Genomic DNA, 16509 nt, shown 5'->3' with positions numbered 1-16509 from the left:
CCACACAGGAAACATAGAGATGAAACCCCGTACCTTCTTTTCCCTTTGCGCCAAGTTCGGCTGCCTGTTTGCGCTGGGCGCTTGTTCGCCCAAAATTGCCGATGCCGAAGCCGCGACCGTGCCGCACACCTTGTCCACTTTGAAAACCGCGGACAACCGCCCCGCCGATATTTATTTGAAAAAAGACAAACCGACCCTGATTAAATTCTGGGCGAGCTGGTGTCCTTTGTGTTTGTCCGAATTGGGACAAACCGAAAAATGGGCGCAGGATAAGCGGTTCAGCTCCGCCAACCTGATTACCGTCGCGTCTCCGGGCTTTCTGCACGAGAAAAAAGACGGCGACTTTCAAAAATGGTATGCCGGTTTGAACTATCCCAAGCTGCCCGTCGTGACCGACAACGGCGGCACCATCGCCCAAAGCCTGAATATCAGCGTTTACCCTTCTTGGGCATTGATCGGTAAAGACGGCGACGTACAGCGCATCGTCAAAGGCAGCATCAACGAAGCGCAGGCATTGGCGTTAATCCGCGACCCGAATGCCGATTTAGGTCGTCTGAAAAACGCGTTCTACAAACCCGACACACAGAAAAAGGATTCAAAAATCATGAACACGCGCACCATCTACCTTGCAGGCGGCTGCTTCTGGGGCTTGGAAGCCTATTTCCAACGCATAGACGGCGTGGTTGACGCAGTATCCGGCTACGCCAACGGCAAAACGAAAAATCCGAGCTACGAAGACGTGTCCTACCGCGATACGGGTCATGCCGAGACCGTCAAAGTCACCTACGATGCCGACAAACTCAGCCTTGACGACATCCTGCAATACTACTTCCGCGTTGTTGACCCGACCAGCCTCAACAAACAAGGCAACGACACCGGCACGCAATACCGCAGCGGCGTGTACTACACCGACCCCGCCGAAAAAGCCGTCATCGCCGCCGCCCTCAAACGCGAACAGCAAAAATACAAACAGCCCCTCGTCGTCGAAAACGAGCCGCTGAAAAACTTCTACGACGCCGAGGAATACCATCAGGACTACCTGATTAAAAACCCCAACGGCTACTGCCACATCGACATCCGCAAAGCCGACGAACCGCTGCCGGGCAAAACCAAAGCCGCTCCGCAAGGCAAAGGCTTCGACGCGGCAACGTATAAAAAACCCGGCGATGCCGAACTCAAACGCATCCTGACCGAAGAGCAATACCAAGTTACCCAAAAAAGCGCGACCGAATACGCCTTCAGCCACGAATACGACCACCTGTTCAAACCCGGCATTTATGTGGACGTCGTCAGCGGCGAACCCCTGTTCAGTTCCGCCGACAAATTCGATTCCGGCTGCGGCTGGCCGAGCTTCACCCGCCCGATTAACGCCGCCGCCGTTACCGAACACGACGATTTCAGCTACAACATGCGCCGTACCGAAGTGCGCAGCCATGCCGCCGATTCGCACTTGGGACACGTTTTCGCCGACGGCCCGCAAGACAAGGGCGGCCTGCGCTACTGCATCAACGGCGCAAGCCTGAAATTCATCCCGCTGGAACAAATGGACGCGGCAGGCTACGGCTCGTTGAAAGGCAAAGTGAAATAAAGGTGCGACAGCACGAAAGGTCGTCTGAAAACGGCGGGTCGGGTATGAATGCCCGGCCCGCAAATTTTAGTGAATCGAAATAAGAAACGTGCATACCATCATTTTCAGAAATGTTTCGCAGTTTCCGTCATTTCAAGCCTCTGGATTCCAGCCTGCGGAAAATGACAGCCGATGGGAAATGGCGTATTGAAAGTTGAATGAATCAGCTAAGGAAGAAAGGTCGTCTGAAAACGTTTTATAGTGGATTAACTTTAAACCAGTACGGCGTTGCCTCGCCTTGCCGTACTATCTGTACTGTCTGCGGCTTCGTCGCCTTGTCCTAATTTAAATTTAATCCACTATAACACCATTCGTTAGAGCGTGTTCATAGTCTTCGTAGCAGGACTCCCAAGAAAGCCAAAGCTACCATTTGCAGACTGGTACTCAACTTACGCTCGCAGTTTTTCCAAAGCCGCCTGTTCTTTTCCAACCAGGAAAAGCTGCGCTCTACTACCCATCGCTTCGGCAATACTGCAAAACGGTGCAATTCGTTTCGTTTGGCAATCTCTACCTCCGCACCAACCAACTCCTGTACCGACGAAGCAAATGCCTTACCCGTGTAACCACCGTCAGCAAGGATTTTTTGTATCGCACCAAGATTATCCCGCCCACGTTCCAATGCCACCAGGCAGCCTTTTCTATCCGTAACATCCGCCGTCGTTACCGCAAGGGCATGCGGCAAACCTTGCGTGTCAACCGCTATATGTCGCTTGATACCGCTAACCTTCTTGCCCGCATCGTAGCCTTTTTCCATGGCGGTATCCGTGTTCTTCACACTCTGCGCATCAATAATCAGGAAGAGACCTTTGCAAAATTCCTTTTCCCCCAACAGCCGAAATCTAACACGGGTTTTCGGCTGTTTTCGTTTCAAATCACTCCTAATTTTACCCAAATACCCCCTTAATCCTCCCCAGATACCTGATAATCAGGCATCCGGGCCGCCTTTTAGGCGGCAACAGGCACACTTAGCCTGTTAGCCGCTTTCAACAGGTTCAAACACATCGCCTTCAGATGGCTTTGCGCACTCACTTTGAGCAGACCAAAATAGGCGGCCCGGGCGTAGCGGAATTTACGGTGCAGCGTACCGAAGCTCTGTTCGACCACATAACGGGTCTTCGACAAATATCGGTTGCGTTTGGTTTGCGCTTCCGTCAGCGGACGGTTGCGGTGGGCTTTGCGCATAATGCCGTCTAACAACTGATGCTCTTTCAGATGTTGCCGGTTTTCCTTACTGTCGTAGCCTTTGTCGGCATAAACGGTCGTACCTTCGGCAATACCCTCCAACAAAGGGGAAAGATGGTTGCACTCATGGGTATTGGCGGGGGTGATGTGCAGTTTCTCGATATAGCCTTCCTCATCGGTACGGGTATGTTGTTTGTAACCGAGTTTGTAGAGGCCGTTTTTCTTTGTCCAACGGGCATCTTTGTCCTTACTCGGTGTGGTTTGGCCGCTGACTTGTCCTTCCTCGTCGACTTCTATGGCCTGACGCTGTTTGCTGCCGGCAGTCTGAATAATGGTGGCATCAATGACGGCGGCGGATGCCTTCTCTACTTTTAGGCCTTTTTCGGTCAGTTGGCAGTTAATCAGTTCCAGCAATTCGGACAGGGTGTCGTCTTGCGCCAGCCAGTTGCGGTAGCGGCATAAGGTGCTGTAATCGGGGATGCTCAGTTCGTCAAAACGGTAAAACAGGTTGAAGTCGATGCGGGTGATGAGGCTGTGTTCGAGTTCGGGATCGGAGAGGCTGTGCCATTGTCCGAGCAGGACGGCTTTGAACATGGACAACAGGGGATAGGCGGGACGGCCGCGGTGGTCTCTAAGGTAACGGGTTCTTTGACGGTTCAGGTATTGTTCGATCGGTTGCCAATCAATCACCTGATCCAACTTCAATAATGGGAAGCGGTCGATGTGTTTGGCGATCATGGCTTGTGCGGTTTGTTGGAAGAAGGTGCTCATGGGAAATCCCCTAAATGTCTTGATGGGAATTTAGGGGATTTTGGGGAATTTTGCAAAGGTCTCAGGAAAGTAGTTGCTTCATGGCGACCCTGCTTGCGGCGCTCCGCAACTACCTGATTTTTTTAATGCTTCCTCAAGAATGCTGATGCCACTCTCGCGTGGTTCGGTCCATCTCTGGAAGTAGGAATGCACGGTGCGCCATTTGGGGAAGTCGCCCGGCAAAGCGCGCCAGGAGCAGCCAGTGCGTTGCAGGTAGAGAATGGCACAAAAGACATCGTACAAGTCCACCTGGCGTGGCGCTGTGCGTTTACGGGCACTTTCCAGCAGGGGAAGGAGAGGCGCAAATTGCTCGCGACTGATATCGCTTGGGTAGGTTTTTCTGTTCATGCCGATAGTTTACAGCAGAGGCTGAGACAATGAACACGTTCTTAGACGTTTTCAGACGACCTTTCATTCGTTCCGCCAAACCGTTCAGCCTTTTGGATAAAACCGCACCACGTTTTCCCCCTCGGGCAGCGTCAGTTTCTTCACGGCATGACCGTACACGGTTTCGAGCGTGACGGTCAGACCGCCTTCGGTTTCGAAAATCTTATCCACAAACGCTTCAGCCGCTTGGGCGTCGCTGAATTTCAAGACGTGCCACAAGCCCAGGGTTTCCATGTCCTGCCAGAACGTCGCCGCCTTGCGGTAGCTCAATTCGAGCTTGGCGGTATCGGTAACGGGGTCGTAGAAACCGTTGTCGGCAAGTATGTCGCCGAGGTCGTGCATATCGATTAAGGTCGGCGTTTCACACGCTATCCCCGCGCTTTTCAGACGGCCTGTCAGTTCGGTCAGGCTGTCGCGGCCGAAATGGGTGAAGAATAATAAACCGTCTGTTTTCAAGGCATTTGCCCAGTTTTTGAGGACGGGCAGGATTTCGTCCGCGCGGGGCAGGCTGAGGTTCGCCCACAACATATCGGCAGAGGCTTCGGGCAGCGGGGCGGTCAGGGCTTGGCAGTGTTGCGGGACGGTTTTGCCGGTGAGCTTTTGCCAAAAACCGCTTTTGCGCGCGGCTGCGGCGGTTTGGAGGAAGTCGGCGCGCGGGTCGTATTCTTCGAATACCGCATTCGGATAACGCGCGGCAAGGAGGCTGCGGCTGATGTCCGCGTCCGCACCGACCAGCAGGATGCGCTTGGGCGCGTTGCGGACGATTTGCAGCCGCTCGTCGGTGTCTTGGGCGAGATGGCGGTGGATTTGCCAGCGTTTGTCTTGTGGGTTCATGTTTCAGACGACCTTTTTATTTATAATTTGATAGTATAAGTCTTCGTATAATAGGTAGAAATGTATTATTTTAATGTTGTTAAATTAATATGGATAAAATTTAATAGGTAATCCATTACTTTGAATATTATTACAACTATCCACTCTCCACTCATTAGTTACCGACAATTCTTGAGTCTCAATCTCCTCTGAATAACGATTTGTCAAATAATGGAATTTTTGGTTTGTCGAACCCACCCAATTTCTTGTTGTTTCTATTTGTGTATTATCAAATTCTCCGTCGATCAATAGGTCTGTAGAGTTTAATAGCCTTTTGCTGCCTGAAAATTTATTTTCTGACAGTTCGGTATATTCGTAACCGGAAAAAACCATTACGGATAGATTTAGATTATGTGCAGCCTCGGCAATATCGGCTAATCCTTCAGCTTGTAAAAAAGGCTCTCCACCAAGAAAGGTAAGACCCTCCAGTGGATATTTTTCTGTTGCGTTTTTAAGTAATTGGATGATTTCATTCGATCGCATAAGGTGGGCAGGTTTTATTTTCAGTAATTCACCATTGCAACAACCTTTGCACCGTTTCAGACATCCTTGAACCCAAATTACAAAACGCAGACCCGGTCCTTCGGCTTCGGTAGCTTCAACAATATGGGATATATTCAGCCAGTGCATCATTCCAACTCGAAATCAAAATATTTTCCTGCCTGCAAGACTTTTAATGTCCTGCCTTTTAATTTATTGGGCTGTTCTACTTGCTCAAAGAGAAATTCTGCCAGTGGGTCGAATAAATATTTTGTTAACACGTTTAATACGCCACGCCCTCCGTGTTGGTAATTTACTTGTTTGATTAATGCATCTAATGCTTTGTCCTCATTTTCAAATACCAGTTTTTCAAGCCCCCATTTTTCTTTCAGACGACCTGTCAACGGTTTAAGTTTTGCGCGGGCTATATCTTTTAATACATCGTTATCCTGAATGAAGTTAAACGGGATAATGTTTGCATCGCCTATACGTCCTAATAATTCTGGGCGGTTTAGTTCGTCTCTAAAATGAGATTGCACTGCTTGCTTAAATTGTTCTGCAATATTTTCTTTATTATTTTCGTCAGGCCGAATATTAGCCGCTCCGATATTGGAAGTGAAAACGATAAAGGTATCGGCAAAAGAAATGGTTTCGCCTTTGCCGTCGGTCAATCGGCCATCTTCTAATATTTGTAGAAATTTATCTAAAATCCGCGGATGGGCTTTTTCGATTTCATCAAACAAGAGCAGGGAAAATGGGCGGGTTTTCACTGCATTGGTCAATTGACCTCCTTCTTCAAAACCGACATATCCCGGTGGTGCGCCGACTAAGCGTTGATCGGCGTGTTCATGATTAAATTCGGACATATCGAAGCGGATGCAAGCATCCTCATCACCAAATAGAAATTGTGCCAATGATTTTGCCAATTCGGTTTTGCCTACACCTGTCGGTCCGACAAAAAACAGCGAGCCTTTAGGCATACGGGCTTTAACTGAATGTTGCAATCCTGAAAGCCCGGTATAGGCCCGTATCAAAATCTTGTTTACGGCTCCAATTGCCGATTCTTGTCCTTTGACTCGCCTTTGCAGCGTGATTTGGGCATCTTTCAATCTTTGATAATTCAGTTTTTCCCAAGGGGATTGACGTTTACCATAACGGTACAGCGATACTAAATTCTGTATATTGATAGGTGTCTGCTGTTGTCTAGATAAGCGGACAAGGTTATCTATATCGCGTAAAGTCAGAGTGTCGGTCAACGTAACAAAATCTGCCAACGATTGACTTCCCGCACTCAAATTATCACTAACCTTCCATTGTGTTTGTCTTGCCAAAATAGCGGCTTCGCGTTCGGAAAGATTAGGCAGGGGGATGGTTATTTCGGCAAATAAAGGATTGTTCAGATAAACGGATGGCGGTAAGGCGGTATTGCCCGAGCACAGAAAAACCAACAGGCTTTGCGGTTGGCCCATCGCTTCTGCGGTTGTTGTTTGTTCGGCATCCCGTAGGCCAGTAGCGATTTGTTGCAACCAAGCCCGTTCCGTTTCACTCAAGGCATTGATTTGCCCGAACAGATAATTTGACCAATCTACGATAAAGGCGGCTTTTTTCTGTGTTTTGGTCATGATTTGTTCAACGGTAGCAAAAAAATCCTGAGGCTGAATGGGAATGCATCCGGATATTGCTTTATTATCTTCACCGTCATCGTCAAAATCGTAAGCTTCACCGATTTCGGCCTGCATGCCGAGCCGGTTCAATCCTTCCCATTCCTGAGAGGAAACACCTGATATCCCATTCAAACGTGAGTAAAATACAACCTGTTCGAAACCTTGTGCTTTTAAACTTTCTTCAATAATTCTGTTTATCGGCATTAATTTGTTATAACGGTTGAAACCTAAGTCAATGATGTTTCCGCTGATGATTAAAGCCCGACGTATCATGGATTGACGTTCAAAGTTTTCTAGCCATGTATTGATGTATTCGTTCATTTTTTTACCTTAGTGTGATTTTGCCGTATGTGTTGGATTGATGGGTTTGGCATCGGCATGTTCGTCATCCGGATTTTCCCAAAGAACACGTTCATCAGATAAATTTACACCATAAATTTCGGATAGTTTCGGCAATACTTTTTGCATATCTTCTTTACAGCGCTGCCCTTTATAGTTATCAAATTCATAGCGAACCGCACCATCTAAACGTACACGGAATTTTGCCCGGTTTCCTTGCGGACGGCTTGCTTGGATGACAACCACGCTGTCTTCGCCGACACCTTGTTTGATGGGGTTTAAGACAGTAAAACCGGCTTGCTTCAGCGATTGATATACGGCTTTGACCATTTCCTTACGGACTGCTTCGTTTTCAATCACCATATCTTCGATTTGGTGGGCTTCTTGGATGATTTCTGTCAAATCCTTTTGATTTTCTTGCTCAATTTTTTGTTTTAACCGCTCGGATTCCGATTGTGGCAGATTGGCCGTTTCAATAAATTTTAAAAGATCGGACTTTTGTGTTTGTGCAACTTCGTCTTGTACGGTTTTAGCAAAATTTTTCCGAATTTCTTCGGCTTGTTGTTCTGCCGATTGTTTAATTTCGCAAATCGCCGATTTTATGTCAGCAATACTTAGATTTTCCTCCGTAATACGTTTTCGAAGTATTGCTAAAGGTTTGAATGCCAAATTTCGTGCCTGCTTATTTTCCCAATTACTTGTTTCCTGTATCCATACGTTTTCTATTTCAGCACGCAAACGTTCCGCCTCTTCACGCAACAGGCGTTGGTGTTCTTCCGCTACCCTTTTATTTTCCTGTGCTTCGTAACGTATGGCTTGTACAAGCTGACCAATAGCAAAACTGCGGTTACGTCCGTCATAAGCGTTCATATGCCGTACCCGTTGAATCTCAGTGCGTATGGTAGCGATGTTTTGCAAAGCAAATTCAGCCAGATCGCTGTTTTCCAAATCGTTTAGCTGCTGTTCGTAACGGCGCAGATAAATTTCCGTTGTTTGGTTGATTTCGGCTTCCCTTGCCTTGCGTGCGGCTTCGCGGATTTCCCGTTCGCGTTCCAATTGCCAACGGTTTTCGCTGATTTGACTCATTTTATTCGTCTCCTAAATCGTTTTCAGACGACGTTACGGTTCAGATGGTTTTAATACCGACCGCTGTAGCGTGATTTTTAAGGTTTTTATCTTCCGTATAAAGCACAATATCGTTCAACTTATATCGTGCAGCAACAGCCAGGATGGCTTGATCGTTTTGTCCGTTGCGGTTCTGACCGTCTGCTTCTGCACCCATTAATGCCAAAATTTCCGGTTCGGCGGATTCCGTATGCCGCGCCAGTTTCAATTCTTCAATCTTGCGTATGGCCTCGCGTATTTCAGCGGCTTCTCGTTCCAACCGTTCAACGTTTTTTTCTGCTTGGATTTTTTCTTTTTCCAATCTGGCTTTTTGATTTTGGACTTGTAGGATTTGCACATTCAATTCATTGCACTGTTTCTCCAATGCCAGCCTTTGAGGTGATTTTTCTACCGCCGGTTTGGTTTGTCCGCTGATTTGGTTTTGTTGTTTTTGCTTGTTTTTGTTTTTTTTAGACATTTGGCTATTCCTTATCATTTAATTGGCTCAACTGCATTCTGACCGCATCTAATTCTGTTTTCAGACGATCTAAACGGACATCGTAATCTGCAATTTGTGCATCAATGTCGCCTGAACCAATGGCTTCATATTGTTTGGATTTTTCGGTCAGTTTCTGTTTAGCCTCGTTCAAGTTCGATTTGATTTTCTCTTTTTGATGATCCAATTCACCCAAGACGGTTTTTGGTAAGATGACTGTGCGTTCCGCTTGGATTGCCACAAGTCTGTCGGGGTGATGGCGGATAAAGTTGGTATCCAATACGGCAAATTTCTGTGTTACGTCCATCGGTTCGAAATATTGGAATACTGCCGACTGCCATTGTTTTAGCTGCTCCGACAGTTTGGCAATGTCGTTTGAAGCGGAAATTGCAGGAAAAGTGCGGTTGATTTTTTCAACGTTTTCCTGCCATTGATCGATTTGTTCTAAACTGTTTTGCTTGATGTCTTTTAACTTCAATTCGTCGGGTTTCAGGCGACCTAATGCTTTATGTTGCGCCAGCAGGTCGGACAATTCGGGAATTTTACGTGCCGTCGATTTTTCATTACTGACCGCCCAACCAAAGGCTTGTCGTTGTGCTTCTGCTGAAAATCTTGCCAAGCTCAAATCTGTCTTGGGGAAAAGTTTAGCAAATTGTTCCAAATCGTCTTCATTATTAAGAGGCTCGATTTTTTCTTCCCAGTTCTCGGGGAGGAACGGCTTACTCCAAGTCTTTTTAATTAACTCGGCAAAGCCAACTGCTTGAGTTATCGTCATCTCAGGCAATTTTTTCAGAATATCGACTGCGGGGACAAAATTTGCCATAAATGCCAAAACCGCCATATTTGGCTGAGAAAGGGCGGGCAGGTCGGCAAGCCAATTTTCAGATTCTTGATATAAAATTTTTGCCGGTAACGGATACGGCTGATGATCGAAATAGCACTCAAGATAACCTGTTTCCTCCACAAAAAGCGTATTATCTGAAAAACGGAAAAATACGCGAGTCAGACCGTCTGAATCATCTAAGCGTGCAGGAATAAAAAGATGTTTGCCGTGTAATTCAGCTTCGGCAATGTTGGCGAAGACAATCAGCGGCGTTTTATCGTCAAGTTCATCATGATTTCCATTGAATTTAACTTCAACCGTATTGCCGATTTGGCGTGTGTCGGATTCCTGATCTGCCAAAACCAGCGACAGCAAACCGTTTTCAGGCAAATCCAAATCTACATCCCATTCGATTGCGTCTTCAGCATCAAAAATCATAGGTTCAAGCAGAACTTCTTTGATGACTTGTGGCTCGCGCGTATTTATCCATTGGGAGAACAGCTTGTCTTCGCTATCGATATTCAAATAGCGGTTGCCGTCCAGTGTGAGCTTGACAGGGACAGTTTGCGGTAAAGATGTATCTTCATCACACGTTACGCTGATGCCGTCATGCTCCAATTCGGTTTCGGCATCAAACCATTTTTGATTTGTAGACTCCAGCCCACTCAATTGCTGCAATAAAGCTTCATTAACAGGGAAAAGGGAACAATTCAGCTCAACAACATCTTCTACGTTGCTTGCGCTTTGTTTTGGTTTGCCGATATATTCATTCAATAATGGATTAAACCAAAATTCAGCATATTCCGTTCTACGCCGTCCCGGCATTTTTTTCTCATGGTAAAACTTTTTGCCATTGTCGGTCAGCCTTAAGTCTCTTAGAGACAACTTATCTAAATCATCTTTCTTATCAGGTAAGTCAATATGTTCAATTAAACCCGTATCATTAAGATTTTCCAACGTATAGCGGATAAAGGTAAAATCCAGTTTCAGTATATGGGCAATCTGCGCCAAGTTGTTATCTGCCAACTGTGGAAAATCATTATGGGCAAGACCCATCAACAACTCGGCAAATACGGTCGGCGTACCAATTTTACGGTAGCGATACTCTGTATCCGCGCGGTAAATCGGATAGGAAAAGGTCTTTTTTGCCAACAATTTATCCATTATCTACGCCCTTTTTGCTGAGGTTGTATGTTTGGCAGGATGGCGGAAAATTCTTTCGCATCGCAAATTCCGCCTGTTTCTGCCCAATGTTCTAAATATTTGAACATATTCTTATAAACCATTTTTTTATCGTATCCTGCTTTATCCATTCGAGGCAGTTTGACTTCCCGGTTTTCCAGCATATTTCTTGCACCGAATATCAATAAAAGATTTTGTGCGCGAGACATTGCCACATTGATAAATTCGAAACGGGCGATGTTTGCTCTGCCGGCTCGGAATTTTTGTGTTCTATCACCACCATTGTTTTTTACCAGGCTTAGTAAAATAATCGGTTTTTCTTTGCCTTGATAGCGGATAACCGTATTGATTTCTACATCAATGGCGGAAAACGATAATTTATCTTTATTGATTTTTCGGATTTCATCACGAATGACACGGCATTGAGGCTGGTAAAATGAAACGACACCTACTTTCATTTTGTTGTCCTTGCCATAACCCAATGTCTCAAGCTGACGGTTCATATCCACCAATGTTTTGGCAATCATTCTTGCCTCTAATACGTTGATATTGCTTTGTCCGTCATTAATCGAAAAACGCTTTCCTTTTTCATCATCTGTCGTATCAATCCACAGCACATGGTCTTTTTTGGACAATAGTCCTTTAAACTCAATCCCATGAGACCGTTCGGCATCCGGATTTCCGCAGGTCAATTGCCCTTCATAAAAGTAGTTGATCATCTTCATAATGTCAGGGTGCATGCGAAATTGAATATTTAAGCGTTCGCGTAAACTTTCTGGTGCCTTTTCAAACAATTCTTTAAACAGACTTGCCGTTACCATTTTTTCGAATTTATGCAAATTATCCTCGGTCAAGTCCGTATCGGAATCTTGCTTATTTTCCTGTGCTTCGTTTTGTTCGACCTCATCTTCAAATGTCAGTCCGTCGGCTTCATTGAATATTGGTGGCAATTGACGATGGTCACCCACCAAAATGGCTTTTTTGGCACGCATAAGAGGCAGCAACATTTCCAACGGTGTAGCCTTGGATACCTCGTCGATAATGACTACATCAAAACCGTCAAAATCATTATCGGTTAGTGTCCGCTCGTTTTCGTTGCAGGTAATGGCAACCAGATTGCAACTTTCCACAAACGGTTTTTCCAGCTCGCTCCAATCTTTTTCCGCTCTTTTTTCCGGCTCTTTCAGGATTTCCTGCCAACGGGAGAATAAAGGCATAAAATCTTGGTTTTCTGTTTGCAGGGTTTGCAGTTCACTTTCTAATGTGTTCAAACAGCTTTGCTGTGTGGCAAATTCTGCCAAAAAGTCTGCTTCGGCAGAAAATCCGCCATCGATAAGTATTTGTGCTGACTGTTGTTTTTTCAGACGACCTCGTTCGGTAATTTGACATTTAATCTCTTCTAGTGACTCAAGGTCAGCTTGCTTTTCCTGTATGGTTTTATCACTTGGCGGTTGCAAATCATAGCCTTGCAACTGATTGTTCAAATCCCAAACTGTGGCTTGTACCAATGTCTGATATTGCTGTTGGAATATGGTTAGATTTTGAACGCGCTGTATCAGCAACGGTTTGAGCATTGCTGGATTATTTTGTGCAAAACGTTCTGCATCGTTAAAAATTTGGTAAGGTTCGAGATTTAGACCGTCCGACGGTTTATCTTTCAGACGACGTAATTCTTTGCGCTTTTCTTTCCATTGAGCGGAAAGCTCATCGCTGTCATCATTTTCCATTTTGTCAGCGATTTCATCGATTTCCTGCTGTAACTGTTCTATTTTCAGTAGGGTTTTCGTATCTGCCCCCATTGTGCCATTGCCACCGTTCAATCGTGCTAAATCTGCTTCCATTTTCGGCAAAACTGCCTGAATACGCTGATAAAGTTGAATCAGTTTATAAAGAATGGCAGCTTGGTTTTCGCTTTCAGCAAGAAACCGCTCGTAAGAAAACGGTTGGCTGATATGCAGATGCTCAAGGTTGGTAAGATGTTCTACCAATGGATAAAGTGTTTCGGGTAAAACAAAATCGCTGTTGCGCAAGGCTTCACCGGAATTTTCCTCATTGAGTAAGCCGATAAGCTGTGCAATGTTTTCTATATCGCGGCTATGTCGTCTGAAAATATCCTGCTGTTCGTCAAACTCAATTTTGGCTTGGATAAGTGCCTGCTCTGCTTGTTTCAGACGACCTTGATTGGTACGGTATTCTGCACGAAGCTGTTGCAAATCATGTGCCACAAATTCAGCCTGTTGTAACCATTCGCGCAGTTTTTCAGTTTCAGCTGACAACTCATTAAACGGTTGCAGGTATTCTTTGGCATAATTGCTCAACGCTACATAATGTTTGCTCAATATACTTTCGCCGGTAAATTGTTTACCTTCTTCCGTAATGCGGTTGGCACTTTTTGCTAAACGGATAGCCCTTAATTCAGGATGGTTTTGATGGTTTTGCAGGCGCGACAAAGCATTATCCAATGCGTCGTGAGCTTGGCTTGCAAGCAAGACCGTTTCTCCGCGCTTGGCAAATTGTAGGCAGGCCTCGGCGATGACCGTGGTTTTGCCAGTTCCCGGTGGTCCCTGAATCAAACATATATCAGGTGCCGCCAGCATTTTTTGTACGGCAGATTTTTGTTTGTCATTCAGATTTTTCTTTTCCCACTCGGTAATTTCGGGAATCTCGTTCGGCCGGTTGGCATTTTCAATATCAAACAGATAACTTGAAAGATACGGCGCATAACAACCTTCATTTTGTTGCAGGTTTTTTACCGCTCGGCGATGACGCTCAATCAACGCTAAATCACCGACTAAAGAAATAGACAAGAAACCGTTTTTGGGAAGATTTCGGAACAAATGATCAATTTTATCTTGGCGGGTATGTTGATTACCGTTCTGCTTCTCTGAGTCGGTATTATCTTCAAATTGGGAAATTTTATTGTTCAACTCTTCGGAAATATCGACAAAAACATCGGCAAATACCGCTTTGCTGAAATCAAATTGATTTTTTTCACCTGCATTTTCTTGTTGAAACTCTTTACGATAATCCTCACAAGCCTTCACCTTGGCTTTATCTGAATGGTTGGATTGGATAATTTTGACACCGTCTTTCGCAAGTTGCCCTAATTGTGAGAAAGCACTCTCCACACGCGAGGCGTCTTTTTGAGGCAGTAAAAAACGGAAGGGTTGATCGGAAGTTTCTATTTTAAAAGCATGCAGGTTTTGACGGCTAAATGCGGCACGTGCTTTTTTCAATACCTGTTCATCTTCCGCAATGACTAAAAAGTGTACCTGTCCCGTTTCTTCATTGAACTGCCAATTCAGGTATCGTAACCCCTGAGTTTTGTGTTTGATTAACTTATTTTTAAAGGTCAAAAAGTCTAACCAACCCGACAAGCGTTCTTTAGTTTTAGCGGCATATGCCGGTAGGGATTTTGTAAAATCAGAGTAAAGCAAATTAGGTTGACTGCGAGGAGGATATGAATTTTCCTGTAACTGATAAAAATGAGTTTCAACTTGCTTTTCATAAGCAGTCGCATCCATTCCTCCATGTGTGAGAAATACTCGTTCAGGAATAAAAACAGGACTACCAGTTGCTGTCGGACAATATCCGATAACTGCTACCGCGATGTTATGAGGAATATGTTGATTGAAAACAGGATGGGAAGAAATTCGAATAGATAAAGAAATTTTTTTTTCCGAATTATCTTGCAAAGAAAGATTGGCAAAGTTAGCAATTATTGCTTCATCGGCTAAGAAGAAATCTTCGCAAAACTGTTTTGCAACAGTCTCATATTCTTTGCTTGAGTATTGAGGGAATTGCGCTTTGTAGGAACGAAAAGCACGGGAAATACTTTTCCCGAGCATTTCTTGTGTTACAGAATTTTTATGTTTTTGTTCGGTTTCGGGTAGGCGAAAATAAACAGTCTTTCCAGTCATGTTTAATAGTCCCTTTAAGATAAAATTTAAAGATAAAACTTATTAAATTGCAATGTAATTGCATTTTAATTATTTGTAATATAGTTATCAAAGATATTTTTCAGACGACCTTCTCAACAAAGCCGCGGTAACATTCGGCAAATTCGTCGGCGTGGCTTAAAAACGGGGCGTGTGCCGCTTTTTCCATCAATACCAATTCGCTATCCGCCAGATGGCGGTTGAGGTATTCGCCCATGCGCGGCGGGGTGATGGCGTCTTTTTGTCCAAACACTAAAAGCGACGGGGCTTGGATGCTTGAAAGCAGGGGGCGGGCATCGGCTTGGTTGACGGCGTCCAGCGCGGCTTGCAGGGCGGGCGGTGCGCCGTGACGGGAGAGGTCGGGCAGGATGTTGCCGATGATTTCGGCGGCGTTTGGTGTGTGCAGTAACTGTAATTGTAGAAACTGTTTGATATGTTTGGCATAATCCTGCCGAAACGCGCCGACCATCTTGCCCAAAGCGGGGTTGGACAGGCCTTCGGGGTAGTCCGCGTCGGCGGTCAGGCGGGCGAAACTTGCGGTCAGGCAGAGCGAGCGGACTTTGTCGGGATGGCGTGCGGCGAGATGGAGCGCGACCAAGCCGCCGAGCGACCAGCCGAGGATGTGGGCGGGCGCGTCGATCTCTTCGGCGAAGGCTTCGGCAATCGCGGCGATGTTGAAGTTTTCGGCAAAGGGCGCGTCGCCGTGTCCGGGCAGGTCGAGCGCGCGGATGTCCCAATCGGCACTCAGGCGCGGGATGAGGTCGTCGAAGACGTGGCGGTTCGCTGCCCAGCCGTGTATCAGATAAACTTTTTTGGCGGAGTGCGGCATGGCTGTTTTCTCTATGGATGTGTTTTCTTGGTGGCGCAATGCGGGATGGTGGCACAAAAGCCGTTGCGTATTATGCCACGCCTTGGTTTCAGCGTGCGAAACCCGGCCGTATGGCGGTTTTTGCGGCGGCTGCGCGGCGGACTTGGAAGAGTTTTTTACGGATGCGGCAAACAGTTGTCCCTTGTGTTTCCGCACTATACAGGGCGGGGCGGTGTGCGGCGGCTGTCAGAAGAAGCCGCCGGCATTTGAGCGGATGTGGGCTTCGCTGTATTATGAGCCGCCCGTCAGCAGTATGATACGCGCGTTGAAGCATTTGGCTGACCTCGGCATGAGCCGTCCGCTGGCGGAACTGATGCGCCGCCATGCGCCCGACTGGCTGGAAACGGAGCATTTCGATTTTGTGCTGCCCGTGCCGTTGAGCAAAGAAAGGCGGCTGCACCGCGGCTTCAACCAAAGCGAAGAATTGGCGGATATTTTGTCCGAACATTACGGCTGGACGCTGCTGCCGCGGCAGACGGTTTTCAGACGACATCGCGAGCCGCAAAGTACGCTGAAAAGCGCAGACAGGGTTCGCAATATAAAAAATGCTTTTGAAATCAATGGTCATATCTCGAAAAACTGTAATATTTTGTTAATCGACGATGTGTTCACCACCGGCTCGACGCTGGACGAATTAGCGCGGACGCTGAAAAAATCAGGCGCAGGCAAGATTTTTTGCTGGAGTTTGGCGCGTCCGCCAATGAAAAAATAGCTAAAGTTTTTGACACCTGCGGAA

13 protein-coding genes and 2 pseudogenes are annotated in these 16509 nt (G+C 46.2%); 4 read left to right on the top strand and 11 right to left on the bottom strand.

Features of this window, described 5'->3' with window-relative positions; all coding sequences use genetic code 11:
• Positions 1-19: 19 nt before the first annotated feature.
• The gene (locus NM96_11230) at positions 20-1588 is read left to right on the top strand and encodes a trifunctional thioredoxin/methionine sulfoxide reductase A/B protein (GenBank protein AVR79817.1); all 1569 of its coding nucleotides are present in this window, start codon (positions 20-22) and stop codon (positions 1586-1588) included.
• Positions 1589-1952: 364 nt separating this feature from the next.
• On the opposite strand, the pseudogene NM96_11225 reads toward NM96_11230, so the two are convergent.
• Positions 1953-2426, bottom strand: a pseudogene (locus tag NM96_11225) (IS5/IS1182 family transposase).
• Here NM96_11225 and NM96_11220 point away from each other — a divergent pair.
• Positions 2380-2604: a hypothetical protein gene (locus tag NM96_11220; GenBank protein AVR79816.1), complete on the top strand. Its 225-nt coding sequence runs from the start codon at positions 2380-2382 to the stop codon at positions 2602-2604. The pseudogene NM96_11225 and the gene NM96_11220 overlap by 47 nt on opposite strands.
• Here NM96_11220 and NM96_11215 read toward each other — a convergent pair.
• The gene (locus NM96_11215) at positions 2573-3580 is read right to left on the bottom strand and encodes an IS5/IS1182 family transposase (protein ID AVR79815.1); all 1008 of its coding nucleotides are present in this window, start codon (positions 3578-3580) and stop codon (positions 2573-2575) included. The genes NM96_11220 and NM96_11215 overlap by 32 nt on opposite strands.
• Between NM96_11215 and NM96_11210 the strand changes: the two genes are divergently transcribed.
• A complete protein-coding gene (locus tag NM96_11210) occupies positions 3533-3697 on the top strand; it encodes an NAD(P)H-flavin oxidoreductase (GenBank protein ID AVR79814.1) in 165 nt (54 codons plus the stop codon). The genes NM96_11215 and NM96_11210 overlap by 48 nt on opposite strands.
• Here NM96_11210 and NM96_11205 read toward each other — a convergent pair.
• From NM96_11205 to bioH, 9 genes and pseudogenes are all read right to left on the bottom strand, one after another.
• Positions 3692-3967: pseudogene (locus NM96_11205) on the bottom strand (IS5/IS1182 family transposase). The gene NM96_11210 and the pseudogene NM96_11205 sit on opposite strands and share 6 nt — an antisense overlap.
• 84 nt (positions 3968-4051) lie before the next feature.
• The gene (locus tag NM96_11200; GenBank protein ID AVR79813.1) at positions 4052-4840 is read right to left on the bottom strand and encodes a methyltransferase; all 789 of its coding nucleotides are present in this window, start codon (positions 4838-4840) and stop codon (positions 4052-4054) included.
• A gap of 84 nt (positions 4841-4924) precedes the next feature.
• The gene (locus NM96_11195; protein ID AVR80333.1) at positions 4925-5509 is read right to left on the bottom strand and encodes a radical SAM protein; all 585 of its coding nucleotides are present in this window, start codon (positions 5507-5509) and stop codon (positions 4925-4927) included.
• On the bottom strand, positions 5509-7344 hold the full coding sequence (locus NM96_11190) for an ATPase (protein ID AVR79812.1): 1836 nt from the start codon (positions 7342-7344) through the stop codon (positions 5509-5511). The genes NM96_11195 and NM96_11190 overlap by 1 nt, the downstream gene beginning before the upstream one ends.
• A gap of 9 nt (positions 7345-7353) precedes the next feature.
• A complete protein-coding gene (locus tag NM96_11185; protein ID AVR79811.1) occupies positions 7354-8448 on the bottom strand; it encodes a hypothetical protein in 1095 nt (364 codons plus the stop codon).
• Between the two features lie 40 nt (positions 8449-8488).
• Positions 8489-8944 carry a hypothetical protein gene (locus NM96_11180; GenBank protein AVR79810.1) on the bottom strand — a complete coding sequence of 152 codons (456 nt, stop codon included), beginning with the start codon at positions 8942-8944 and terminating at the stop codon, positions 8489-8491.
• A 4-nt stretch (positions 8945-8948) separates the two neighbouring features.
• On the bottom strand, positions 8949-10949 hold the full coding sequence (locus NM96_11175) for a hypothetical protein (protein AVR79809.1): 2001 nt from the start codon (positions 10947-10949) through the stop codon (positions 8949-8951).
• The gene (locus tag NM96_11170; GenBank protein ID AVR79808.1) at positions 10949-14887 is read right to left on the bottom strand and encodes a hypothetical protein; all 3939 of its coding nucleotides are present in this window, start codon (positions 14885-14887) and stop codon (positions 10949-10951) included. The genes NM96_11175 and NM96_11170 overlap by 1 nt, the downstream gene beginning before the upstream one ends.
• Before the next feature lie 100 nt (positions 14888-14987).
• Entirely contained in the window at positions 14988-15734 is a 747-nt protein-coding gene (bioH, locus tag NM96_11165) for a pimeloyl-[acyl-carrier protein] methyl ester esterase (GenBank protein ID AVR79807.1), read from the bottom strand.
• Between bioH and NM96_11160 the strand changes: the two genes are divergently transcribed.
• The gene (locus NM96_11160) at positions 15733-16485 is read left to right on the top strand and encodes a ComF family protein (GenBank protein AVR79806.1); all 753 of its coding nucleotides are present in this window, start codon (positions 15733-15735) and stop codon (positions 16483-16485) included. The genes bioH and NM96_11160 overlap by 2 nt on opposite strands.
• Positions 16486-16509 lie beyond the last annotated feature (24 nt).

Origin of the sequence: Neisseria mucosa, from assembly GCA_003028315.1 — a bacterium.
GTDB classification, from domain to species: Bacteria; Pseudomonadota; Gammaproteobacteria; order Burkholderiales; family Neisseriaceae; genus Neisseria; species Neisseria mucosa.
Note: the sequence above shows the minus strand (reverse complement) of the source record. Positions and strands in the feature narration are given on the sequence as shown.